Below are 24,274 nucleotides of genomic sequence, written 5' to 3'. Positions count from 1 at the left end.
GAGTTCAAACGTGGCAGAATTTCAGTCATGATAACAACTGAAATTCTGCCCAATTACCGCGCTTATGAAACTCCGCAATTCAAAATCGAAACGTTGCGAATTGAAAGTGAAGTTCTTAAAATCAACCCTTTGAAAGATCCTCATGTGCGCTTTAATCCCCTGCTGGTTCCGCAAGCTCCCGGGCCGTGGCCTGTGGTTGTTGTCTTAAGTGGTTTCACGGGAAATGCACCGTTTTCTTTTAATCCGAAATTCAATGAGAAGAATCCGGTTCAGGTTATTCTGGAAGCTGCTGACAAAGGTGAAGCTCCGCAGGCGCTTTATGTTTTTGTCGATGCCTTGACGACTTGGGGTGGATCGCAGTTTATCAATTCCACGGCGACTGGAAATTATGAAGATTACATTATGACGGAGCTGATTCCGGCAGTGAAATCTCTTTATCCGGTGGCAAGCACTCGTGACCACTGGTGTGTCACAGGAGGCTCCAGTGGTGGTTACGGATCTTTGCACTTGGGTTCCAAGTATCCTGAGGTATTTGGGCTGATTGCGGCTATTGCACCAGATTCATTTTTTGAAGCCAGTCTGCTGGGGGAGTTCTATCAAACGCTGCCTTTGTGGGAAAAATATCAGTCAGGTTTAAAGGCGCTGGAAGAATTGCGCAATGGGCGCCTGACTAAAAACCGCAACTGGCATACCTTGCTGAATGCCTTCGGTATGGCCGCTTGTTATGCGCCCAAAGGTGATCATGGGGACTTCCACTTCCCGCTTTTGCGTGATGGCCGAAAAGATGAAAATGTCTGGAAGATGTTTTTAAGTAAAGATCCTCTGCACTTTTTGGCAAGAAGAGTTTCCGCACTGAAACAAGTTAACGGAATATATCTGGACGTCGGAACGAAGGATAACTTCCATCTTCAGTATGGGTGCCGCCAGATTTCAGAGCTTTTAAAACAAAATCAGATTGCTCATGATTATATTGAATTCGACGGAAACCATTTTGATATTGGTGAACGGCGCATCGAGGTCTGGCGTTGGCTTTCCACTTTGTGGCGTGGTTAATTTATTAAACCTCTAGAATCAAAGTCACCGGGCCGTCATTCAGCAGACTGACTTTCATGTCGGCACCGAAAACACCGCCTTGAGTGGGAACCCCTTGAGATTCGCTGAGCTTCAAGGCTTTTTCATAGAAAGCTTTGGCAATATCGGGAGCTTCGGCATTGATAAAGCTGGGGCGATTGCCTTTAGAGGCATCCCCGAGCAATGTGAATTGAGACACAATCAAATGCTCCCCGCCCACATCTTTAAGCGACAAATTCATTTTGCCGGACTCATCAGGGAAAATTCTTAACGCCAGGATTTTTTGAATCAGCTTTTGCAGTTGTTCTTCGGTGTCGCCCTTGGCAACCCCTAACAGAGTCAGAAAACCACGCTGGATGCTGGACACATCTGTGCCATCCACAACGACAGAGGCGTGTTGTACACGCTGAACCACGGCTTTCATAAATTCTCCTTTGAGGCTAATAAAAAAGCCCCCGTTTTCAACGAGGGCTTTAACAACTTCAATGCCATACTTCTTCAAAACTGCGGGGCCCCTCTTATGGAGGGCACCGCAGCAAGCACCCTTTTTTCTGCGGCGCTTCTGCAAAAGTAAGCAGGTACCTTTTTGCAAAACTGCCGGGGGTCCCCCTGTGGAGGGTACGGCAGCAGGTACCTTTTTACTCTTCGTCTTCTTCTTCGACTTCTTTTAGTTCAGCAAGTTCTTTGGTGTCTTGCTTGGACTTGTTAGGATGAAGCTTTTGGTATTCTTTGATCTTGAGTGGATCTGGCCCCAGCATCAAGAACATGTTCTTACCTTCCATTTTCGGCTGCGCTTCAACCAAAGCCAGATCGTCAACAAAAGCGATACACTTTTTCATGACTTCCATACCCAGCTCTTGGTGGGCCATTTCACGACCCATGAAGCGCAAGGAAACTTTCACCTTGTCACCATCCAAAAGGAAACGACGGGCGTGGTTCATCTTGGTTTCAAAGTCATGCTGGTCCGTGCGCGGACGCATTTGGATCTCTTTGATTGTTACAACGGTTTGTTTCTTACGAGCGGCAGTCGCCTGCTTCTTCTTCTCGTACTTCCACTTGCCGTAGTCCATGATTTTACAAGTCGGCGGAGTCGCTGTTGGAGCAATCTCAAGAAGATCGAGGCCTCTATCTTCAGCAATACGTAACGCCTCAGGAACAGTCATCACACCCAACATGTTACCTTCATCGTCGATAACACGGATTTGTTGTGCGCGGATCTCACGGTTGACTCTCAAAGAGTCTTTAGAGTCTTTTTTGTTACGGTCAAAGCGACCGCCACCTCTAAAATTACCTTCAAACTTGCTAATGGGAAACCTCCAGGGTTTTAGTTAGTCGCTGCAGCCTTCGCAAGTGAAGACTGAAGTTGTCGTTTATTAATATCATCCAAAATTGTGCTCATCACCTGATCGACAGTCAGACCTTTGTGTTCTGAACCATCACGCAGACGAAGGGACACGGTGCGAGTCTCAGCCTCTTTATCCCCCACGATAATCATGTATGGGATCTTCTGAAGCTGGGCCTCACGAATCTTATAATTTAGCTTCTCATTACGGCGGTCAAATTCAACTCTAACTTTGTGGTCTTTGAGAAGTTTCATGACTTCTTCACAGAACGTGTTCACACGGTCTGTGACGTTCAAGATTGCCACTTGAGTTGGACACAACCACGGCGGCAAATGACCGGCCGTATGCTCCAGGTAAACCCCGATAAAGCGCTCCAAAGACCCCAAAACCGCTCTATGAAGCATGACAGGACGGTGTTCTTTGTTGTCTTCACCGGTGTACTTCAAATCAAAGGCCTCAGGCATGTTGAAGTCGACCTGAATGGTGCCCGTCTGCCAAGAACGGCCCAAAGCATCCACGAAGTGGAACTCTAACTTTGGTCCATAGAAAGCACCCTCTCCCGGAGAGTACGCAAATGGCAGGTTCAGATCATTCAAAGCATCAGCCAAAGCCCCTTCGGAGCGATCCCAGATGGAGTCATCGCCCATTTTGTTTTCCGGACGAGTCGCCAAAAGGATCTTATAGTTTGGCATGCCCAAAGTCTGATAAATCTTATTCAGCATTTCCACGAAGCGGGAAATTTCCACCTTCAACTGATCCAAAGAACAGAAGATGTGCGCGTCATCCTGACAGAACGTACGAACACGCGTGATCCCGTGGATCGCGCCGGATTTTTCATAGCGGTGCAAACGACCGAAGTCCGCAATACGCAAAGGCAGCTCACGGTAAGAGTGCTTTTCTGCTCCGAACAAAAGACAGTGACTTGGACAGTTCATCGGCTTCAGAGCATTTTCACGCTCATCCAGCTTGGTGAAGTACATGTTGTCCTTGTAGTTCGCATAGTGACCGGACTTTTTGAACAATTCCGTATCAAACACCTGCGGCGTGATCACTTCCTGATAGTCGTACTGCAGGTAAAGCTCACGGATGTAGTTCACAAGTTCATTGTAAACAACCGTGCCCTTGCCCGTGAAGAATGGAGACGCTGGAGCGTATTCATGGAACATGAACATGCCCAGTTCTTTACCCAGCTTGCGGTGATCGCGTTTTTTGGCTTCTTCCAGATTGTGAAGATACTGTTCCAGGTCCTTTTTATCACCGAATGCTGTTGCATAGACACGCTGAAGCTGGGCGTTCTTTTCATCCCCTCTCCAGTAAGCACCGGCCACAGAAAGAAGCTTGAAGGCTTTGATCTGTCCTGTGCTTTGCACGTGAGGTCCACGGCAAAGGTCAAACCAACCTTCTCCGTTGAAGTAGATACCAACAACAGTTTCGCCCTTGCTTGCCAGGTCTTCGATCAATTCAACTTTGAAGCGCTCGCCCATGCCTTTGAAAGTTTCAATGGCTTTGGCAATCGGCCAGTTTTCACGGCGGATTGGCAGGTCTTTAGCGACGATATCAGACATCTTCTTTTCGATTTTTTCGAAATGCTCTTCCGTGAAGGCAAATGGAGAATCGAAGTCATAATAGAACCCGTTATCGATCACCGGGCCGATGGTCACTTTCACTTCCGGCCAGATATCCTGAACAGCCTGAGCCATGATGTGCGCGCAAGAGTGACGAATCACCTCCACCGCTTCAGGGCTTTTGGTGGTGATCAAGGCCACTTTGGTTTGATCTTTCAAAGGTGTGCGGAAATCAGAGATCTCGTTGGATCCATTGAGCTTCGCACCCAGGGTTTCTTTGGCCAAACGAGGACCAATAGATTGCGCCACTTCCAGCGCCGTTGGTTCATGATCAAAAACCTTCGTAGAGTTATCCGGCAGAATGATAGTAATTTGTGACATTAGTTTGCTTGCACTCCGGCTTCACCGGAGCATGAAAAGTCCGTCGCGAAACGAGCGGGACAGGTTAGAAAATGTGATGAATAATTGCGCATTTGCATCACATTAGTAGTAATCCCGCAAGGGGTCAGGGTCAACCCCAAATCAGCGCTGCCGGAAGCTAGGAAACGGCCAGGAACTGGACCCCAATGACCTGATTGCCTTCGGGAGATTGAGTCACCCAACGAACCTGCGATTCCACAGAAACCCAAGTCCCATGCTGGTTCTTATACATCAAACTTATGAAGTCCTTCCTTTGCACCGGTTCATCGCCCAAAGTGATCTGAGCGCCCCCAGAGGAAAAGTCCACCATCATCCCCTCGCGCAAGAACTGAACCCAGGCTCCGGTGGGTGAGCTTTCCGCCATCACGGACTTCTTCAACATGACTTGGGACAGGACGGCCATGCGCTCCTGCTTACGGCTGCGCACACTCTTACCACTTAGGCGCTGCGTTATAAGATCCTCTATGCGTTCCCTTTCGGATTCACGCAAAACCAGAATCTGTGGGTGATTCAAAACCACCTGATGAACTGAGTTTTCAATACTTTGTGCAATAAAGATAAAAGACGCTTTAACTTTAGCATGACTCCAGCTAAGGAAGGCTTGCACAGCACGCAGACTCAGGTAATCAGAGCGGACAATCACGTGGACTTCTCCTTGTTGAGACTTAAGAACTTCCTTTAACTCAGCCATGTTTTGTGAGCGATACCACCGCACGCCTCGCAGCTTCTGCAAGTACAGGGGAAGAATCTGACTCGAACTGAGATAAATTAGATCCTTAAGGGGTTCTTTTCGCATAAGGACCCTCATTGCAAAACGGAAGCCCACGGATCAGACCCGTCTATATTTGAGAACACCGTCGAACACGTGGACAGGCGTATAGAATGCTTTAAACAACATTGTTAAATTACTGATTTACCAGAGCAAAAATACAAACCACTATCTCCAGAGAAAAACTCGCAAACCATTCAATTCAAGACTTCAACAACCCAATAAGGAGAAGACATGAAATCTATTTTTGTAGTTATGGTGGCCGTGCTTGCACTGAGCTCGATGGCTCACGCCGAAGAACCAACCCTGTCAGACAAGGCTTCCGCAGAAATGCAAAAAGCCAAAGAGGCCAGCAAGGAAGCCGCCGCAGAGGCTAAAGTGGAAGCCAAGAAGGCCGGTCGCAAAGTCAAACGTATGGCAAAGAAAGCCGTTCACCGCACTGAAGAAGCTGCCTGTATGGAAGGCGATATGAAGTGCGCCGCAAAGAAAGCCGCCAATCGCCTGGAAGAAGGCAAAGATGCCACCGTCGATGCCGCCAAAGGCGCCAAAGACGAAATGAGCAAATAAAGCTTCTCAGAGCCCAGGAAACTGGGCTCTATCTTTATGTTCTAGCGACACTGAAGTGCAATCTGCCTAAGCTCTGACAACTCATCACAGTCAAAGCGCGACAAGCGAGAGCAGACATAGTCGATACAGGACACATCCACCAAACCCCGGCAGATATTGGCAACTTCGAAGACCTCCAGCTTTTCATCGCAGGAAAAACGCGACATCCGACTGCAAATACTGGTCACACAGGGACCACTGACATTGCGACAGGCGCGGGTGACCTCGTACATATCATCCTTATCGTCACAATCAAACCGACTGAGCTGCTTGCAAACAGCCTCTACACATCGCCCGGGAAAGCCTCCCCCACCCCCATTATCCGGAGGACAATGGGGCGGGCGATGCGGAGGCGGATTTCCGGGGTTGCCGGGATTGTCGGGCGGATAATCCTCGGGCGGCAAAGGCCGAGGCGGATTGCCTAAAATGGAAGCCCAGAGCTCGGGGCCTGCATAGTACTGATCCACGAGCTGTTGAGTTTGAGGGGACCTCAAAGAAGAAGCCGCCAAAGAGTCCACGGTTGTCAGAAGCAGCAAGATCACAAGTACAGAGACTAAGTTTCTCATACGTCCTCCACACACCCCCAAGAATGTGCCAACAGAGAAGAGAAACAAGAAAAGTCGAAAAACCAGCCAAAATACACGCTAAAACAAAGACACTTAACAAGACACACCCTTAACGCACCATAGATGTATAAAACACCAGGCACCTTTCCCCCCTCCCCCCCCTCAGCCCCCAAGGGCGACCAGCAGCGTAGCGCGCTGTAGCCAGAAAAAACAACCAGGCACCTTTTCGGGAAGCGACTTTCGCCGTAGGCGAAATAGCCAGAAGATCCTCAAGGCGGCGGAGAAGCACCCGATGCTGAAGAAGAGCAATGAGGTGGGATTGGCCGGGGGCTTTGGCCCTCAAAACCAAGTTCCGCAGCGCCCGAAAGAGCGGCATTAGCAATCAGAAGAGTAAAAAGAATAAAAAAAGGGAGCCAGTAAAAGGCTCCCTTTGCGCGAGGATGTGTCCGAAGGTTTTGAGGGCCAAAGCCCCCGGCCAATCCCACCGACCGTGCTACTTAGTAAGCAACGTGGTGATTCAAAGCTTCGTGCATGCGTGGGTCCTTAACAGGAACCAGGCTGTGCTTAGACCAGAAGGACATGATTGTCAGAAGGAAGGCACCCGCGAAACCAGCGAATACACCGATTTCCCAGAATCCGAAGGTCACGTGACCGTCGAAGAAGTTCGGGTAAACCATCCAGTAGATGTCCACGTATTGCATTACCAACACAAGAACAGAGATCGCCAACACGTTCGTGTCGTTTCTTTTCGCACCACGAGGCAACAACGCCAGGAACGGAACCACGAAACGGAAGATCAGAAGAGCCATAGAGATGCTCATCCAGCCCCCTTGAGCGCGCGCGATGTAGTATTCTGTCTCCTCAGGGATATTTGCGTACCAGATCAACATGAACTGAGAGAACGCAATGTAAGCCCAGAAAATAGAGAAGCCTTTCAAGTACTTCACAACGTCATGCTGGTGCTCTTCAGTGACATAACCCTTTACCAAGCCAGCGCGTTTCATCAAGATGATCACGATAGCCAGGAACGCCATACCCGCCTGGAACATACCAGAGAAGCCATAGATTCCGAAGATGGTAGAGTACCAAGTTGGAAGCAAAGACATCAACAGATCCACGCAGAACAATGAGAACATCAATGCGTAGAATACGATAAAACCAACAGATGGAGCCACAGACTTCGTCGTCAGGGACTCGTCACCAGTTTTATCCTGCTTCAAAGAGTTCCCCACGATCACCTGACGGAAGATCATGCAGCCCACTGCGAAGATGAACAAACGGATCACAAAACCACCCATATTCAGGTAACCCGTTTTTGCCGCGATCACTGGACTTTCAGCGATCACCTCTGGGTTGGCCCAAGGATAAAGGTGTTTGAAACCCAACAACAAGATCAGACCACCGACAAGAATCGCTGGAATGAAAGACGTTGTCGCCTCTGCATAACGACGGATGGAAACAGACCAACCGGCTTTCGCCACGTTGTTGATCGCAATCCAGAACAAACCGCTGACAGCCATGCAAGAGAAATAGAAGAACGCCACCAAATAAGAAGCCCAAAGTCTGTCCTGGTTCTTCATCAAACCAATAACAAACGTCAGAATCCCGATAGCGATCAATGCGAAGCTCAGCGTTTTCAATTTCGCCGGAGCCTCGAATTTAGAAACATGTAGATTTACGTGATTGTGTTCGCCCATTTACAACCTACTTAGCAACTTGCTTCTCTAGGAAGCGAATATAGTTAACAACCTGCCAACGGTATTGCTGAGGAATGTGGGAAGCATAAGGCCCCATCACACCCTGGCCCATTGTGATCACATGATACAAGTGACCGTCTGTCCAGCCTCTCACCTTGTCAGAAACAACTGCAGGTGGTTTCAAAGCCATTTTAGCAGAGATAGAGGACTTCGCAGCCTCGCCGCCTTCACCTTTGAAACCGTGGCAAAGAGCACAGTTTGTCTCGTAGAACTTTTGACCTACAAGCAAAGTCTCTTCGTCCATTTTACCAGCCAATGGATTTTTCAGATTCTTAGCGGCACCTTCTACGTCAGTCGTATATTGGTACGGTTCGAAACCGACAGGCGCTGTCCCTTCAGGAGGAACACGCATACCACGGTGATGAGGAGCATCGGCATCATAAGACTGAGCTTTAACTGCCGGAGTCACCATCATATCCTGGATCAGTTCCACGTTCGGCTTGTTGCCGCGAGGACCACAGCTGGTCAAAGCCATCACAGCCAAACCTGCAGTTGCCAGCATAGAAATATTCACAAGACTTCTCATTTCTAGTACTCCGTCTTCTTCACTTCAGTTGCGCCCAGCTCTTTGAACATCTGTTCAATTTTCGCTTCGTCGTAACCGATATCATTGTGCGGGATAAAGATCGCAAATTTGTGGCAGCTCAGGTCCGGATCAATCACCGGAGGATCCAAGCGCGGAATACCGCAAGCATAGAACAAAGCCGCAACAGAGGACAATGCCGAGAACAAGATCGTCAATTCGAACATGATCGGCACGAAAGCTGGCAAGCTGAAGAACGGCTTACCACCCACATTCACTGCCCAGTCCACTGCCGACGTCCAGTAAGTCAAGCCAAGACCGGCAGTCAAACCAACAACAGCCATGGTGAATGCCACATATGGAATCCAGGATCTTTTGATCCCACAAGCTTCTTCCATACCGTGAACAGGATAAGCAGAAATAGCTTCAAACTTCTTGAAACCAGCTTCGCGAGTTTTGCGAGCTGCTTTCAAGATTTGCGCCTCTTCCAACCAGATACCAGCAATACCTTTAGTATATTTAGCCATTAGTGGTGCCCTCCTTTATCGTCGTAGCCTACATGCAATACGGGCTTCACTTCTGCGATAGAAACCGCAGGGAACAATCTTAGATACAACAAGAACAATGTCAGGAACATACCGAAGGATCCAACCAGAACCCCGGTATCAAACCATGACCAAGCGTACATACCCCAAGAAGACGGCAGGAAGTCTCTGTGCAAGGACGTCACAGTGATCACGAAACGCTCGAACCACATACCCACGTTCACCAGCAAGGAAACCACAAACATCACAGGGATAGAACGACGGAAACGCTTCCACCAGAACAACTGAGGGAAGATGACGTTACAAGATACCATGATCCAGTAAGACCAGCCGTAAGGACCGAATGCACGGTTGATGAACACGAAGCGCTCGTATTGGTTGCCAGAGTACCATGCAATGAAGAACTCAGACGCGTAAGCGTAACCAACCAACATACCTGTGGTCATGATGATCTTATTCATCACTTCCATATGATCCAATGTTACGTAGTTCTTGAATTCCGGGAATCCAATACGAACCAACGTCATCAGGGTCACAACCATCGCGAAACCAGAGAAGATCGCACCGGCAACGAAGTATGGAGGGAAGATCGTCGTGTGCCAACCTGGCAAGTTAGAAACCGCGAAGTCGAAGGATACGATCGTGTGAACGGACAAAACCAGCGGCGTGGAAAGACCTGCCAGAAGCAAGTAAACCATTTCGTAGTGGGACCAGTTCTTCGCAGTCCCTCTCCAACCCAAAGACAACGCACCATAAATAGTACGGCGAAGTTTGTTTTTCGCACGATCTTTGATAGTCGCAAAGTCAGGAACCAAACCGATGTACCAGAACACCATGGAAACTGTCGCGTAAGTGGATACCGCGAAAACGTCCCAAAGAAGCGGAGAACGGAAGTTCACCCACAATGGACCACGTTGATTCGGGTACGGGAACAACCAGTAATCCAACCAAGGACGACCAGTGTGCAACAGCGGGAACAGACCCGCGGTCATAACCGCGAAGACGGTCATCGCCTCTGCGGTACGAGCTACGGAAGTTCTCCACTTTTGACGGAACAGGAACAGAACCGCGGAAATCAAAGTACCGGCGTGACCGATACCGATCCAGAATACGAATGTTACGATCATCGTACCCCAGAACACCGGGCTGTTCACCCCTAGAAGACCGATACCCACACCGACTACGGAAGCCAGGATACCGATATAGAACAGAAGCAACGTCTTCGCACCCAGGAACATTCCCATCCAACCTTTGGATGGGAAGCGTTCCACTGGAGCGCAGATGTCGTCAGTAACATCTTTCAAAGTTTTATTGCCAAGGACTAATGGGCTACGCTTCATCATGAGTGCTCACCTTGTTTTGCAGTACCGTGACCTTTTTGATCACCAGTTGATTCTTTATCATTGTTACGGATCTTGGAAAGGTAGCGAACCGATGGTTTCGCATGCCATTCTTCAAGAAGTGCATAACCACGCTCTTCAGTTTTGAAGATCTTAGCTACAGCACTGTTTGGATCGTTCAAGTCACCGAATACGATACCACCTGCAGGACATGCAGTTTGGCAGGCAACCTTGACGTCCCCGTCTTTCAACTGACGTTTTTCATTACGAGCAACGGTTTTTGCATCCTGGATTCTTTGAACGCAGAATGTACATTTTTCCATCACCCCGCGAGTACGAACGCCCACGGATGGGTTCAAAGCCATGTGCAACGGCTTTTCGATCAACTTCGCATAGTTGAACCAGTTGAAACGACGAACTTTGTAAGGGCAGTTATTCGCGCAGTAACGAGTTCCCACGCAACGGTTGTAAACCATGTCGTTCAGACCCTCGTCAGAGTGAACTGTCGCCAGAACCGGACAGACCGTCTCGCACGGAGCATTGTCACAGTGTTGGCACATCACCGGCTGGAAGACAGCTTCTGCATCTGCTGGATTGCCGATGTAGTAACGGTCAATACGCAACCAGTGCATTTCACGGCCTTCGATAACGTATCTCTTACCTACAACTGGGATGTTGTTCTCGGATTGACATGCAATCACGCAAGAAGAACAGCCTGTGCAAGAGTGAAGATCTACTGCCATACCCCACTTGTGACCACTGTATTCGTGGCCGGACCAGATGGACCATACGTGAGGATGCGGGATGCCCGTAGATTTCTTTTTATTGTAATCAGCCAATGTCGCTTCAACCGCGATCGTGCGGCCTTCCATTGTGTGGTGACCTTGCGTGATCGCAAGCTCATACTTCTTGGAAGTTTTCTTGAAGGTCGCAGTCAGACCGGCAGCCAAAACTTTGCCGTCTTTTGCAGACATAACAGCGAAGGCGTTCTTACCGATGCCGTTACCAACTTTACCAGCGCGTGTACGACCGAAGCCCACTGCCACAGCAAGGACATCGTCATGCAGACCCGGTTGGATCAACACTGGAAGCTCTAGAGTTTTATCCCCTACAGTCAGCTCAACAACAGTGGCCTGTTTCAAACCGTGTTTCTCGGCAGTCGCCAAAGAAACCATCACGTAGTTGTCCCAAACAGCTTTGGTCACTGGATCTGGAAGTTCATGCAACCAGGAAACGTTCGCCAAGGAACCATCGCCGTGCTGAGAAGTTGCATAAAGAGCCAATTCAAAGCCTTCTTTAGCCGCTGCCGGCTTGATGGATGTGAAAGCATCCAACTTGAAGGAGCGCGCGGAAGAACCGGAGTTCAACTCACCCACATAACCTTTTTGCAGAACGGACTGCCAGAAGTCTTCGAAGTTCTGACCTTTGCCATACTTCGGATAGATGTCGGACTTCCAGAACACACGAAGATAGTCATAGAACGTTTCGTAGTCGCGAAGACGAGCCGGACCTTGATTTGCAAGGTAAGCCCAAGTCATCAAAGACAACTGGAAAGAACGAGTGTCGTACATAGGACGGATAGCTGGTTGGCAGATGCTGTAAACACCCGCAGCCAACTCCATATCGCTCCATGATTCCAACGCGTGGTTGTCTGGAGTGATGTAGTCCGCATACACACCTGTTTCATCGATACGGTCGCCTGTGTAGATAACCATGTCGACTTTTTTAACTGCATCTGCAAAGCCCATTTCCGCAGGCAATACGAACGCCGGATTCACACGGTGGATGATCAAAGTTTTAACTTTACCACCTTTCATGTCCGCGATCAGATTTGCAAGATCAGAGTAAGAAGCTTTGTGAGCCGGGTTTCCACCTTTGTGGTCAACAGTTTTACCGTCGTTACCCAGGATGGAGTTCAGGAAGTTCACAGCCACTTGAAGTTCTTTGGATTTTTCAGTCAGAGTGGTGATGCCACCTGCAACAACCAAAGAAGAACCTTGGTTAGCCCAAAGATCCGTAGCCACTTTCGCGAACAATGCTGGTTCCACATTCAATTTTTTAGCCACATCCGCAAATGGAGCCAAAGCCGCCTTCACAGCGCCGTTGCCAGCGTGTGCAGAAACGCCCTTCTTCACGATGATTTCATGAAGAAGACCCATCACAACATCAAGTTGCTGGGACGGCTTGATTTTCATGCGGATGTCCGCGTTCGCGCCTGTCAAAGAATAGTTGGAATCAAAAGAAACCAAACGATTCATGTTTTTGATGTCTTTACGACCTTCAACAAACTGATTGGTGAACGCTGTTGGAGAGATCCAAGTACCCAGGAAGTCTGCATCGATGGAAACGATCATTTTCGCTTTATCAAAGCGGAATGCCGGAACCACGTTGTCGCCGTAAGAAGCGATTTGCCCTTCACGAACATCGTCGTTTGCCAAAGCTTCCCAAACCACGTGTTTCGCTTTGAAACCTTGTGCGAAATCACCGATCACAGCGCGAGTCGCCGGAGACGCCACGTTACCTGTCAGGATAACAACGTCACCTTTTTTAAGTTGCTCAACAACTTTTTTATCCAACTCTTCCCACTTGGTGTCGATCACCTGGCTGTTGGTTTTCTTTTCATTGAAAAGATTGCGCTGAGGACCTTTCAGTCTTTCAGGATCATACAAAGACATCAAAGAAGCTTGAGAACGGATGCTCAAACCACTGACGCTGAATGGATTACCAGGGTTGCCTTCGATTTTAATAGGACGACCTTCGCGTGTTTTAATCAAAACACCCAAAGCATCAGAGCCATCGAAGTAAGCGGAAGAGTAGTAGTTCGCAATACCCAAAGTCACTTCTTCAGGTTGCTTGTTGTAAGGAACGATTTTTTGCACGGGACGACGGATACAACCCGCAGACGCCATTGCAATAGATGCACCCATAAGTTTCAGGAACTCACGACGTGCCCAACCGCCTTCGTCATCCGCCTCACGCAAAGGAGAGGACTGGAATTCCGTAGAGGCAATCTTGTTGAACTCTGGATCATTGCTCCATTGCTCAAGACTGTTCCAGTATTTTGTATCGCGCTCCACTTTCGGGCGAAGCGCTTTTTTCATTTCTAGATCGTGATCATGATCATGATGATGTTCAGACATTGTACCAAACCCTTAGTAGTGACAAGTTGAGCAGTTAAGAGGAGCCTTGTTCTCTGGCTGACGGTGACAGTTCACACACCAACCCATGGACAAGTCAGAGAACTGTTGAACTTTCGCCATAGTCTCAATCGGACCGTGGCACGTCTGACAGTTCACACCTTTTGCAATGTGCGCATTGTGGTTGAAGTGAACAAAGTCAGGAAGCATGTGAACGCGTGTCCATTCGATGGAGTCACCGTTGTCATAAGCTTCACGAAGCTTTTGAATGTTCGGCTTATCCGTCGCCACCTGCAAGTGACAGTTCATGCACGTTGACAGTGCAGGAATGTTTGCATGCTTTGTTCTCTCAATCTGGTTGTGGCAGTACTGACACTGAATTTTGTGTGTACCGGCATGCAGGGAGTGATCAAAAGGAATCGGCTGTTCTGGAGCGTATCCTTTATTATATCCCCAACCTGGCTGGAATTTGCAGCCTGTGAGAAGTGTTGTAACCATGAGCGCGCCAATAAACGCAATTGCGCCCGCCGCTGTTCTTTTGAATACCCGATGCATAATCATCCTTCGCTAACTCATTACGATGTGGGCCAAAGACAAACGAATGCTGTCCTAATTTTAGTTTGCTCCTATTTAATGGTGTAAAAGTCCAGTTGTCCATATTCTTTTTGCAAACAAAATGAAAAAGAAGGAGACTCAGGCACCTTTCGCCCAAAAAATGTGCAAGCCAGTTTCAGACTACTTCGCAGCCTTTTTCCCTTTCCCTTGTCTAACTACACTGACATAAATCACAAACAAGATATGAACTGCCACGAAAGCAGACACATACTCCACGCCTCCAGCACCAAAGCCGTAAGAATGAAGCCCCGCGCCAAGCACAAAGTTCACTCCATACCAAGCCATGATCACCAAAGAGAAAGTGATAATTGCTGTCACTACCATTCCAAAATGCTTCAACATCCCCGCATAGCGAGCATGAAGAACCGCGAGGTACCCCAGAAGCGCGATCAAAGCCCAAGTTTCTTTCGGGTCCCAACCCCAGAAACGGCCCCACGAATAATCCGCCCAAATACCGCCAAGGATGATTCCCGGCGCCAGGAACGCGACACCGATTTGCATCGCGCGATAAATACTCATAGTGATCGCTTTGATCTGCGGCTGGAATTTCTCCTCACCACGCAGATAATAAATCAAACCAATATCCCCCAAGCCAAACGCCAGGAAGAAGGCTGCGTAACTGATAGTGATAGTCATCACGTGGATGGTCAGCCAGTAGTTACTGCGCAACACAGGCTCCAAGGGCTGCAACGTCGGATCCAAAACCGCCGGCGCAAAGTCGGCAATCACCAACCCGAACGCCCCCACCAAGGTCCCAGCCATCAAAATCAAACGATACTTATAGATAAGCTCCAGAATCGCCGCAAACAACACTGTGCCCCAGGCCACCCAGACGACAGTTTCATACATGTTCGACACCGGCGCTCGATCCATGATGTACATGCGCACACCAAAGCCGTAAGTGTTCAGGATAAAACCAATGCCAATCAGAACCCAAGCCACCTTCATCAGGGACTCTTTGCTCAACGTCCAAACCAACAACAGAACTGTGAAAGCCAGGAAGTAGAGGATGTAGGCCCAGCGGAACGGATGGAAATCATTGTAGTGAACTTCTGCAGCAATCTTGCCACCGACCGTGTACAAAGCCGGGTTCTCCGCCTTGGCCACCTCTTCAAACTTCACCACAGCTTCATCCAAAGCCTTGCCCGTTGCGCTCTGATCCCCCTGAGAAGCGATCGCCCCCAAATGAGTCACAAAGGCCTTGGTCACATCCAGGAACTTTTCCTGCAAGGGCTCTGGCAAGTCTGCCACCGCAATCCACGCGTCGCCTTCTTTGGGAGGAACCACTTTCAGCATTCGACCCGCTGCGATTTCCTGGAAGATAAAGAACTGATTTTCCAAACGCTGCAAAGCCTGGAAATAAGGATCCAGCTTTTCTTTGGTTTCACGCTTGGCCTGAAGTTCCTGACGCAGCAGCGTGAAGCGATCCCCGGCGAATAACTCCGCTCCGGTGAAGTAACGCTGATCACTTGGCAGATTCAAAGCTTTCAGAACCTGGTGATTGCGCACCTCAAAGATCTTTTTACCTTCCCAAGCTTGCGGAGACAGCATCCAGGTCAATACGATTTCAGTCGCGTTGCGACCTTCAAACTTCGTTTTGCCATAGATAATCTCCAGCATTTCCTTGGAAAAGCTGTCATAAGGCTTGATACGGCCGCCGTCTTGAACCGGCAAATACTTTAGTGTGTCCCCCGGCTTTGCAACAGCTCCGAAGCTCACCAACAATGATGCGATAACGAGCATTAATTTTTTCATTCGTTCTTCCCTGCCGCTTTACTGCGAGCGAGTTTGAAATCCAGATGCTTAAACCACATTAACAAAACAATCCCCAGCGAAAGCACCAGAGACCCCAGATACTTCAGGAAGCGCCCCGGATCGTGATTCACCGAGAAGATGGACGCCACTGGGCGACCTTCTTCTTCCTGGAAGCTGGCCTGATAAATCGTCAGACCTTTGTACTTCAAAGGCTCATTCATAGAAATCAGATGCTCACCCAATTCAGGAACCTCGACAACACTTTCGTAGGCCGCCGCTCTCATCGTGCCCTGATAGCGGGCCACATTGAAGCTTTTTAGCTTCAGCGGGAAGTTGATGTCGATACGGCGATTGCCATAGGTCAGAAGATAAACAGCATTGTTGGTGAAAAGTTTCACCATGTCATTTAAGAGCACCCAGTGCTCTTTGCCGTCGAAGATGATTTTCACCGCAGAGGTCGTCAGCGGCGTCGGCCGAGGCATATCCTTGAGATCCCAGTCTTCCATCGCGGCCGGCATAAAACGCAGAACACGGAACTGCAAGGCCATCTTAAAGCCCGGATCAAACACGTCGCCTTCTTTCACAAAGCCCTTCTTCAAAGGCTTGGCAGAGTCTTTTTGGAAAACCACATAGCGAAGCCCGTCTTTTTCCGGAGTCAGGAAAATTTCATTGGCTCCGCGAGGCTTTTCTGGAGCCGGCCCCAGGAAGATCTGCGCCGGACCGAAATTATGACTGGCCAGTGCGTTTGGTTTTTTCTGAACGATCCATTCGATCACATTCACATTGTCATTTTGCAGTTGGAAGCGCAGACCCGCCCCGGCCTTACCGACTTCCCCCTCTACAACTTTGCGCGAAGGAACAACGTATTTCTTGTAATCGACAACTTTGATTTCGCCTTCATAGGCCGGAATGACAAAAGGTTTTTCCCGTGTTGGCGGAGAACGGAAGAAGTCCACTTCCTGTTCCAGAGTCTTGGAATAGCGGTCGCCGTCAAAAGAGGTGTACACCACCATGTCGGTTTCTGCGGTTTGCACGAAGTTATTGCTTTCCCCAATACCCACACGCATCGAGCCATCCAGGCCCCATTTCCATGTCAACCAAGAACCTGCCAACAAAATAATAATCCCGATGTGAGCCAGCACGAAAGCCACGTGACGCTTTTTCCAAGGCAGACGATCCACCATCACCGCCGTCAGATTGATCACCAAAAGCCCCAGCACGCTGTACATGTACCAGGTGTCGTAAACTAATTTTTTTGCGGCATAGGCGTCGTATTTTGCTTCAACGAAAGTTCCGACAGCCGTGATCGCCGCCATGGACACGATAATAAAAACGGCCAGCTTTAAGGAAGCCAAGGGCTTGTTGATTCTTTTTATAAGAGACTTTTGGGACATAGGGGTCTTATCCAAACCTTATTGAGAGCCATTTATTCCGATGACCGAATCAATTCGGTCACCAGAAAATATTAATTTTCGAATAGCTATCAATAATTTAGATCGGCTTTTAAGACCATGCTTTTTGGCTTTTCGACGCCCTACATTATATGCAGCAAATTGTTGCGGACATAACTCACGGCTGCGAGCAGTTTATCCTGCACCTTGCGAGCTTCCTCGGGTTTGAGCTTTTTGGTCTTTTCATCCATGTACAGCGAGCGATTGAGCTCCACCTGCAGCGTATGCTGTTCACGTTTGGGATCACCATACTGCTCTGTGACACGACCGCCAAAGTACGGCCAATTATAGCCGACTTTGAAGCCTGCGGTCGCATAGGCCGCAATCACCAGATCCTTGAAGCGCGGATCACAACTTTTCCCCTTGCTGTCACTGACAACGATATCCGCTCTCAACTCGCCCGGATCGCGGTGCTCACTGGTCCCGACAGAAGGCATGCTGTGCGCGTCGATGTGATAAGTTTTCGTAAAACCTTGGGCATGAAGATCCGAATAAAGCTTGCGAACTCCGGCATGGAAAGGTTCATAGACAAGTTTCACCAGTTCATCGTGAGTCTGCTGTGGCATGGGTCCTGGCATCAACTGATGCTTATAAGTTGTGATCACCCAGTGAAAACCACGATTGTGCATTCCCGCCGGATTGCTGTTGCCAATCACGGAACTTGCGTCCACATCTTCGGGCACACGATTCAGATCGGCGGCATATCGATGCCACTCCGTCTTCACAAAGGGGATATTCAACTTGTGCAAAGTGGGTTCATACAAAAAGTCCACATAACGATCGACGTCACACATCAAAACTTCTTCAGGTAAGGTATTCAGCCACGGCGTCTGTGCCGGAACTTTTTCACCAGAATGGGGGATCGTCACAATCAAGGGGACTTCATTTGCCATAACACTCTCACTTCTTGACCTAATAGACCTTAACCGTGACACTAAATACAAGAAGGGTCAAATCTATGACGAATGCTCCCAAGGCAAAAATTTATACGCGCACCGGCGACAAAGGCAACACCCGCTTGGTGGATGGTTCCTGTGTTGAAAAATTCAATCCGCGTGTGGAAGCCTATGGGACTGTGGATGAATTAAACAGCTATCTGGGCGTCGTTCGTACGCATCTGGATCCCCTGCCGGCCATGTCAGCTCTCAATGCCACTCTGGAAAAGATCCAAAATGAGCTGTTCAACATCGGAAGCCTACTGGCCACCGAAAAAGACGAAGTCTTTAAATTATTGCCTCCGATCACGGATGAACAGATCCGCTATCTGGAAACCCAAATTGACGAACTGACTGTCGAGCTTCCCGAACTGCGCAATTTCATTTTGCCGGCGGGTCATCCGGCGGCTGCGCACCTGCATGTAGCGCGCACTTTGTGTCGCCGCAGCGAGCGCCGTTCCGCAGAGATCGCCGTTCATGACGAACGCTACAGCAATACCTTGCAGTACCTCAATCGTCTGAGTGATTATCTTTTTGTGGCTGCTCGCTGGGCCAATCAGAAAAATGGCGTGTCGGATGTTCTTTGGAAGAAGACTTAAATGAAACTTGAGATAGCCAAACCCGAGGACTCCAAAGCACTGGTGGAGTTCTATAAAAGTTTTCCACTCAAAGGCCTGGTTGAAATCAAAATTGATCGCGATGGTGACTTTTTTGCTCCCTACGATGTGCAGGCCGAGCAGTACCTGACTTATCAGCTTAAGGACGATGAAGGAAAGCTTGAGGGTATGGCCAGCTTCGTAGTCCGTGATGTTTTGCTGGACGGAAGCATCACCAGAGTGGCCTTCGGACGCGATCTGCGTATTTCCTCCAACCGCCGGGCGGTTCTGGAGTGGTCCCAGCACTTTCTGCCCGTCATGAACGAAGTGTCCCAGACTTTGGGAAGCAAATATCTGTTTTCTGTGATGAGCATGGCTGACGTGCAGGCTCTGAATGCCTTTGTCCGTCCACGCACTTTGAAGCGCCCCCTTCCGAATTACCATCTGTTCCGGCGCTTTAACATGGTGTCCGTGCATGGACGCCTGCCTTGGGCCAGCAATCCCCTGCCTCACTTACGCCTGCGCCGAGGCAGTCTGGCGAATGTGGATGCGCTCATTCATTATATCACCCAGAAGTCCCGCAAAAGAGATCTGGCCACCGCATGGGATGTGCCAAGCTTCTTTGACAAACTGGAACGCTGGAAGGGCCTGAAGCTGGAAGATTTCATTATCGCTTTCGACAAAAATGAAAACATCGTCGGTTGTGTGGCCCCGTGGTCTGCAGGAGGAATGCAGGAATTCATCCCTATGCAGTATTCGCTGCGAGCGCATAATTTCCGCCAGTTCCTGAAATTCGGAAAAATGCTGGGTTGGACTCGCACGTTGACCAAACCCTATTCGCGACTGAAAATTGAAGCCGGATTTAACTTTAAATACTTAAACTTCCTCTTTGCCGACAACGGCGACATTTTTGAAAGTCTTCTGTGGAAGGCCTTTGACGATGCCAAGGAAAACGAGTTCCTGCTTTACTCACAAACCCGAACTGAATTCATCTATCGCCGACCACGCAACTGGGTTTCCGCCAAGATGCCTTTTGGAATTTACCTTCTGCTGCCCCCGGACAGCGAGGTGCCAACCTTCCTGCATCCCAACAATGAAAATCCGGCAGAGATTGAACCGTTCTTCGCACTTTAGCATTGGATGGGAATTCATATTCCAATAGGATTCCCCCGTCTGGAGTATGCTCCTTTTTGCGTCATGCAAAACAACTTGCACGATTCGTTTCACAGTATTTTTCAGAGCACACTGGCTTCAATCTTGAATCGTGATCCTGACAGGAGTTCCTATGTCTGTCAGAAAAATAAAAAGTCTCATTTTCACTCTGATTGTTTTCGTTCTTCCTTCCTCTGGTTTTTCCCTGACCATGATGGAAAAACTGGAACGTGTTGAAGCCGCTAGAGCCCGCTACACCGAACAACTTAAGCCCCTTCAACTGTATGACAGATACATCAACCAGGATCCCATTGCGAGCCTTCGCGACCACGACCTTGCAGCTCTTCAAACCCTGATCCGGCTGACCGGAGCGGACCAGCTGAAGTTGCACTGCCAGGCTTCCGAAGCCCAAATCCGCTCGCACGAACTTAAAGAGCGCGAGGAGTACTGCGCCAACGGTGTTCGCTACGCAAGAAGAACTGCGCTTCATCCGCGTGTCGCGAACATTCTGACTTCTCAGGGGCATGTGCTGAATATTTCTGTTGGACTCAAGCGGCCAGCCAGCGGCTTTTGCTCTGCGATCGCGAACCAACAGGGTCTCTTCGTCGGTGCAGTCACAAATTCTTACGGTCAAGAAAGCCTGACCTCTTTCCATATCCAAGAAACGCAAAGCCTGCACAGGGCAAATGCACCTGATGCGAAAAATCTGACTATGGCTCTTGCGACGTGCTGCCTGCCGGAAGACAACCAGGAACTGAACTGTCTGCAGCGCTTGGAAAACGCCTATAAATCCCTCGGTGGACGCTAGCCCGTGGGGCCGCTTTTGGGCACCTTAGGCAGCATGGGGGCGCTTAAAAGCAATGTGCTTCTTGTCGCCCCGGTCTTGGATTTGCTGGATAAACGCTCATGGGATTGGTGCAAAAAAGATATCTCAATTTGAAACAGGTCTGCCGACTGCTCTTTACCGGAGTTTTGGGTCTTTCTTTGACGGCCACCGCCACAGACAAAGGACCCAACTTAAACACCAATAACATCACTTCAGCTGACAAAATCGCACTGACCCTGATCAGCAAACTGCCCAATTCAGGGGTTAAATCCGGGCTGCAGCGCTATTATTCCATTTTATCTTTAAAATCCTACACAGATGACGCGGAAGTGGCTGTCGCCAACACCGGACTGGCCCTGTTTTTCGAGCAGCACTTTAACCAGAATAAATGTTTTGCTGAAAATGCCTATAAATTCTATCGCGATCTGCGCCAGAACACACGCCAACAACAAGCCGCCTTTACCGACGGCAGCCGACACCGTCGCCCCAGCTTGGGGGATGTCGCCGGGAAGAACCGCCCCGATCTGAAGCCGGGTTGGTTGTATGAGAAAGCTTTGAAATACGCCAACGGAAACCCCAATGCTGCCATCAGCTTGATAGGCATGTGCGGGCATGACGACAAGAACCAGGGTCATTTCGTCAATCAGGATGTCGAGATTCAACTGCAAAACAGCGGCTTACGCAGTGATGAGCTTTACACCACGACAGAAGACAGTGAAGATCAAACGGTGTGCCCTTCCCAGTATGCAGACTTCTATGTCGCCGGCGGCCTTTCAAAAACCTCGGACATCGCCGACGATCTGAAAAAGAAAATCCTGAGCATTCAGTACCCTGGGAAAAAAGCTGTACAAATTGCCGCCAAAAACTATCATGTCATGGGGGCGGCGTTTATGACCTGCCAGATGATTGAGGCAGGACTAAATCCACTTTTGGCAATTCAGGTTGAATCCATGGCCGCCAACCTGTACCGCGGCATTCGCCTGTGTCAGAACATTGAGATCCCCGGCAACCTGTTCTGGGACTTGCAGCGCCACCGTGAAGTGGCCTTCCGTCCCTTTGGAAAAACCTTTGAAGAAATCGTGCTGGAAAAAGCCATGGATCGTGCCCACAACAAAAAGTGCACGATTAAAGACACACGGACCGATGCTCTTTGTCGCCTGTTGAAAGTTGTCGGTGTCCCGCAGGACATCAGCAGACCGCAGATGGCAAAACGCGCTCAGGATCTATTGACAAACTATATGGATGAAATGATCGCCAGTGGCTTGTACGCATCCTGGCATATCAGCGGCGAAGTCGCGGGAATCAGTCTGCCCTGTTCACAAGCGCAATTGTGGGGCCCCCATCCCTTCATGCAATGGTTGATTTCCAACACCGAAGTTCGCGTGAATATCTGCGGAAACGGCCTGACCATGGAAGCATGTCGAAAAGCCGTCAAAAAGATCCGTTCTTGGGAAGTGGACTTCGACTGGACAGTTTCTCAGCATGTGGCTGGCGCCCGCTTTGCTGCGAAGGTCTGCAAGCCCTACCCCGAAGGAAGATCCTCCTTCGAGGCATTCTGCAACAGATAAAGACTATGCGGATTTCTTGAGACCCGTATGGTTTCAGATTAGCGCAACGTCCGAGACCATTGTCTCGGAAACTTGCGGCCAGAACCAATCCAACTGAGGATCAGAGGCAATAACGTCTTTAATTAAGACTTTGATATCACTGCGAGTGGAAATTTCCCGACGCAGCCACATTTCGATTTCATCATAACCCGGACCAATGATGGTGATCTCAATATGACTGAAGAAATGCAAAAGATGCAGATCTTTCGTGGCCACGGGTTTACCTTCTGTTTTTCCACGAATGAAATTCAGAACTTCATTTTTGATTTCGGCAAAATTCCTGTGGTTGATTCGGCGAAGAATAAGATCCGCCCGGTGATCACGGTTGATCCAGCGCTGATGCAGTCCTCTTTGTACAAGATTAATCAGGTAGTTTCTCAATACAGAAGGGACCAGACGAAATTCTTCGTCCGGCAACGACATCACCTGCATCAAATCTACGTATCGCGCCTGTTCCTGGCCTCGACGTAGAGAGGTGAGTACTTCTGGAATGCGCAAAACAGATTCGCGAATCCCGAGAAGATCAATTCCTGCTCCATCCGTGAAGTAGAGAATTCTCATATCACTATCATGACCTATCTTTACGAAATGTGTGCAGAAAAATGCCAGACCCAGACCAGGGTCCAGTATGTATTTTTTAGTGCAGTCACCTCGCCTTTTTGATAGGCTAAACAGAGGCCCAAGGACTAGGCGCTGGCAGCGGTAACGCTGGTTAAAGACAAAGGATTGTGCAACCGTGACTTCACGCAACTCGAAGAATCAAAGACCACCGCTTGAAAAGTGGTATCCCTATATTCTCTTTGCATTTATTGGTTACTGCGTGGCCGATTTGGGCATTCTTGCCTATCGCGATAAAATGCTTCCCCAATCTGCCCCACCATCGCACCCCAAAGCCCCTCAGTTTGATGGTGGTATCAGCCGTGGCGCTTACAATTCCATCACCAGCCGTAACATGTTTGCGTCCAGCGGGGTGATTCCCGATGCGCTGGTGGACAAATCCAAAGGTGCAGAAGCACAAAAAGAAGCCGATCCGGTTCCTTCTCAACTTCCACTGACTTTGATTGGAACTTTGGTGCACTCCAATCCGGACAAATCCCTTGCGGCGATTGAAGTTCGCGGCAAACAGGGCGTTATCTCCTACAACCCCGGCAAAGAAATCGAGGGCATGGCCTCTATCATGAAGGTGGAACGCCAAAAAGTGATCTTCCGCAACTTGAACTCCAATCGACTTGAATACATTGAAATGAAAAAAGATGGAAAAGTCGCCTTCGGCGCCGGCCGCCCTTCTTCCGGCGGCGGTGATAAAGAAGTCCAAAAGGTTGGCGACAATAACTTCGTGATCAAACGTGCGGATCTTTTGAAATACACCAACGATCTTTCCAGTATTTTGATGCAAGCCCGCGCCGTTCCCAACCGCGAACCCGGCACTGGAAACATCAATGGCTTCCGCATTTTAGATATGCAACCCGGCAGTATTTACGAACAACTTGGCATCCAAAGAATGGACGTCATCAAGGCCGTCGACGGCACCCCTGTCGACAGCCCCGCCAAAGCCATGGAACTTTACAACACACTGAAGAACTCACCCAAAGTGACTCTTCAAGTTGAAAGAAACGGAAAAACCGAAACCATGACTTACAATATTCAGTAAGGCGGCAGTAGCCGCGGAGAGCTGGCGGGGCAACAGCCCCAAAA

At 49.2% G+C, this 24,274-nt stretch carries 22 protein-coding genes; 7 read left to right on the top strand and 15 right to left on the bottom strand.

Translation table 11 applies throughout. The features are described 5' to 3' along the window. The first annotated feature begins 27 nt into the window (after positions 1–27). Positions 28–1,053, top strand: coding sequence for an alpha/beta hydrolase-fold protein (locus ACZ5ZZ_RS06905; protein WP_347359433.1), 1,026 nt, complete (start codon positions 28–30; stop codon positions 1,051–1,053). Positions 1,054–1,057: 4 nt separating this feature from the next. Here the strand turns inward: ACZ5ZZ_RS06905 and dtd are convergent, their stop codons facing one another. The 4 genes from dtd to ACZ5ZZ_RS06885 form a co-directional block, all read right to left on the bottom strand. Continuing rightward, positions 1,058–1,495, bottom strand: coding sequence for a D-aminoacyl-tRNA deacylase (gene dtd, locus ACZ5ZZ_RS06900; RefSeq protein ID WP_464141880.1), 438 nt, complete (start codon positions 1,493–1,495; stop codon positions 1,058–1,060). A gap of 214 nt (positions 1,496–1,709) precedes the next feature. Beyond that, entirely contained in the window at positions 1,710–2,306 is a 597-nt protein-coding gene (gene infC, locus ACZ5ZZ_RS06895; RefSeq protein WP_464141878.1) for a translation initiation factor IF-3, read from the bottom strand. Positions 2,307–2,395: 89 nt separating this feature from the next. Then, entirely contained in the window at positions 2,396–4,360 is a 1,965-nt protein-coding gene (gene thrS / locus ACZ5ZZ_RS06890) for a threonine--tRNA ligase (RefSeq protein ID WP_464117219.1), read from the bottom strand. A gap of 157 nt (positions 4,361–4,517) precedes the next feature. Continuing rightward, on the bottom strand, positions 4,518–5,195 hold the full coding sequence (locus tag ACZ5ZZ_RS06885; protein ID WP_464141876.1) for a PilZ domain-containing protein: 678 nt from the start codon (positions 5,193–5,195) through the stop codon (positions 4,518–4,520). A 207-nt stretch (positions 5,196–5,402) separates the two neighbouring features. Here ACZ5ZZ_RS06885 and ACZ5ZZ_RS06880 point away from each other — a divergent pair, with 207 nt between their 5' ends. Continuing rightward, positions 5,403–5,735: a hypothetical protein gene (locus ACZ5ZZ_RS06880; protein WP_464134626.1), complete on the top strand. Its 333-nt coding sequence runs from the start codon at positions 5,403–5,405 to the stop codon at positions 5,733–5,735. Positions 5,736–5,776: 41 nt separating this feature from the next. Here ACZ5ZZ_RS06880 and ACZ5ZZ_RS06875 read toward each other — a convergent pair whose 3' ends face one another. The 10 genes from ACZ5ZZ_RS06875 to ACZ5ZZ_RS06830 form a co-directional block, all read right to left on the bottom strand. Then, positions 5,777–6,340: a hypothetical protein gene (locus ACZ5ZZ_RS06875; RefSeq protein WP_464134624.1), complete on the bottom strand. Its 564-nt coding sequence runs from the start codon at positions 6,338–6,340 to the stop codon at positions 5,777–5,779. Between the two features lie 497 nt (positions 6,341–6,837). Next, the gene (locus ACZ5ZZ_RS06870) at positions 6,838–8,037 is read right to left on the bottom strand and encodes a molybdopterin oxidoreductase (RefSeq protein ID WP_464141874.1); all 1,200 of its coding nucleotides are present in this window, start codon (positions 8,035–8,037) and stop codon (positions 6,838–6,840) included. A 7-nt stretch (positions 8,038–8,044) separates the two neighbouring features. Next, positions 8,045–8,623: a c-type cytochrome gene (locus tag ACZ5ZZ_RS06865; protein ID WP_464141872.1), complete on the bottom strand. Its 579-nt coding sequence runs from the start codon at positions 8,621–8,623 to the stop codon at positions 8,045–8,047. Positions 8,624–8,625: 2 nt separating this feature from the next. Next, positions 8,626–9,147: a DUF3341 domain-containing protein gene (locus ACZ5ZZ_RS06860; RefSeq protein WP_464134618.1), complete on the bottom strand. Its 522-nt coding sequence runs from the start codon at positions 9,145–9,147 to the stop codon at positions 8,626–8,628. Next, positions 9,147–10,508, bottom strand: coding sequence for an NrfD/PsrC family molybdoenzyme membrane anchor subunit (gene nrfD / locus ACZ5ZZ_RS06855; RefSeq protein ID WP_464134615.1), 1,362 nt, complete (start codon positions 10,506–10,508; stop codon positions 9,147–9,149). The genes ACZ5ZZ_RS06860 and nrfD overlap by 1 nt, the downstream gene beginning before the upstream one ends. After that, the gene (locus ACZ5ZZ_RS06850; RefSeq protein WP_464134612.1) at positions 10,505–13,645 is read right to left on the bottom strand and encodes a TAT-variant-translocated molybdopterin oxidoreductase; all 3,141 of its coding nucleotides are present in this window, start codon (positions 13,643–13,645) and stop codon (positions 10,505–10,507) included. Before ACZ5ZZ_RS06850 ends, nrfD begins: the two co-directional genes overlap by 4 nt. Before the next feature lie 12 nt (positions 13,646–13,657). After that, positions 13,658–14,140 (bottom strand): cytochrome c3 family protein, encoded by a 483-nt coding sequence (locus ACZ5ZZ_RS06845; protein WP_464117229.1) that lies wholly within the window; start codon positions 14,138–14,140, stop codon positions 13,658–13,660. Positions 14,141–14,377: 237 nt separating this feature from the next. After that, positions 14,378–16,012, bottom strand: coding sequence for a cytochrome c biogenesis protein (locus tag ACZ5ZZ_RS06840; protein ID WP_464141869.1), 1,635 nt, complete (start codon positions 16,010–16,012; stop codon positions 14,378–14,380). Further along, a complete protein-coding gene (locus ACZ5ZZ_RS06835; RefSeq protein WP_464134604.1) occupies positions 16,009–17,406 on the bottom strand; it encodes a cytochrome c biogenesis ResB family protein in 1,398 nt (465 codons plus the stop codon). The genes ACZ5ZZ_RS06840 and ACZ5ZZ_RS06835 overlap by 4 nt, the downstream gene beginning before the upstream one ends. 140 nt (positions 17,407–17,546) lie before the next feature. Beyond that, a complete protein-coding gene (locus tag ACZ5ZZ_RS06830; RefSeq protein ID WP_464134601.1) occupies positions 17,547–18,356 on the bottom strand; it encodes an N-formylglutamate amidohydrolase in 810 nt (269 codons plus the stop codon). Positions 18,357–18,421: 65 nt separating this feature from the next. Between ACZ5ZZ_RS06830 and ACZ5ZZ_RS06825 the strand changes: the two genes are divergently transcribed. The 4 genes from ACZ5ZZ_RS06825 to ACZ5ZZ_RS06810 all read left to right on the top strand — a co-directional run bounded on the left by ACZ5ZZ_RS06825 (position 18,422) and on the right by ACZ5ZZ_RS06810 (position 22,540). Next, a complete protein-coding gene (locus tag ACZ5ZZ_RS06825; RefSeq protein ID WP_464117233.1) occupies positions 18,422–18,997 on the top strand; it encodes a cob(I)yrinic acid a,c-diamide adenosyltransferase in 576 nt (191 codons plus the stop codon). Further along, positions 18,998–20,128 (top strand): hypothetical protein, encoded by a 1,131-nt coding sequence (locus tag ACZ5ZZ_RS06820; protein ID WP_464134599.1) that lies wholly within the window; start codon positions 18,998–19,000, stop codon positions 20,126–20,128. It abuts the gene before it with no gap. Between the two features lie 151 nt (positions 20,129–20,279). Beyond that, on the top strand, positions 20,280–20,954 hold the full coding sequence (locus tag ACZ5ZZ_RS06815; protein WP_464134596.1) for a hypothetical protein: 675 nt from the start codon (positions 20,280–20,282) through the stop codon (positions 20,952–20,954). A 98-nt stretch (positions 20,955–21,052) separates the two neighbouring features. Then, positions 21,053–22,540: a hypothetical protein gene (locus ACZ5ZZ_RS06810; RefSeq protein WP_464141867.1), complete on the top strand. Its 1,488-nt coding sequence runs from the start codon at positions 21,053–21,055 to the stop codon at positions 22,538–22,540. Positions 22,541–22,573: 33 nt separating this feature from the next. Here ACZ5ZZ_RS06810 and ACZ5ZZ_RS06805 read toward each other — a convergent pair whose 3' ends face one another. Beyond that, positions 22,574–23,140 (bottom strand): hypothetical protein, encoded by a 567-nt coding sequence (locus ACZ5ZZ_RS06805; protein ID WP_464134589.1) that lies wholly within the window; start codon positions 23,138–23,140, stop codon positions 22,574–22,576. Between the two features lie 175 nt (positions 23,141–23,315). Here ACZ5ZZ_RS06805 and gspC point away from each other — a divergent pair, with 175 nt between their 5' ends. Beyond that, positions 23,316–24,230: a type II secretion system protein GspC gene (gene gspC / locus ACZ5ZZ_RS06800; RefSeq protein WP_464134586.1), complete on the top strand. Its 915-nt coding sequence runs from the start codon at positions 23,316–23,318 to the stop codon at positions 24,228–24,230. The last annotated feature ends 44 nt before the right edge of the window (positions 24,231–24,274 follow it).

It is taken from the genome of Bdellovibrio sp. HM001 (genome assembly GCF_055397275.1).
The sequence above is the reverse complement of the archived record's forward strand: the minus strand, read 5'-3'. Positions and strand labels throughout refer to the sequence as shown.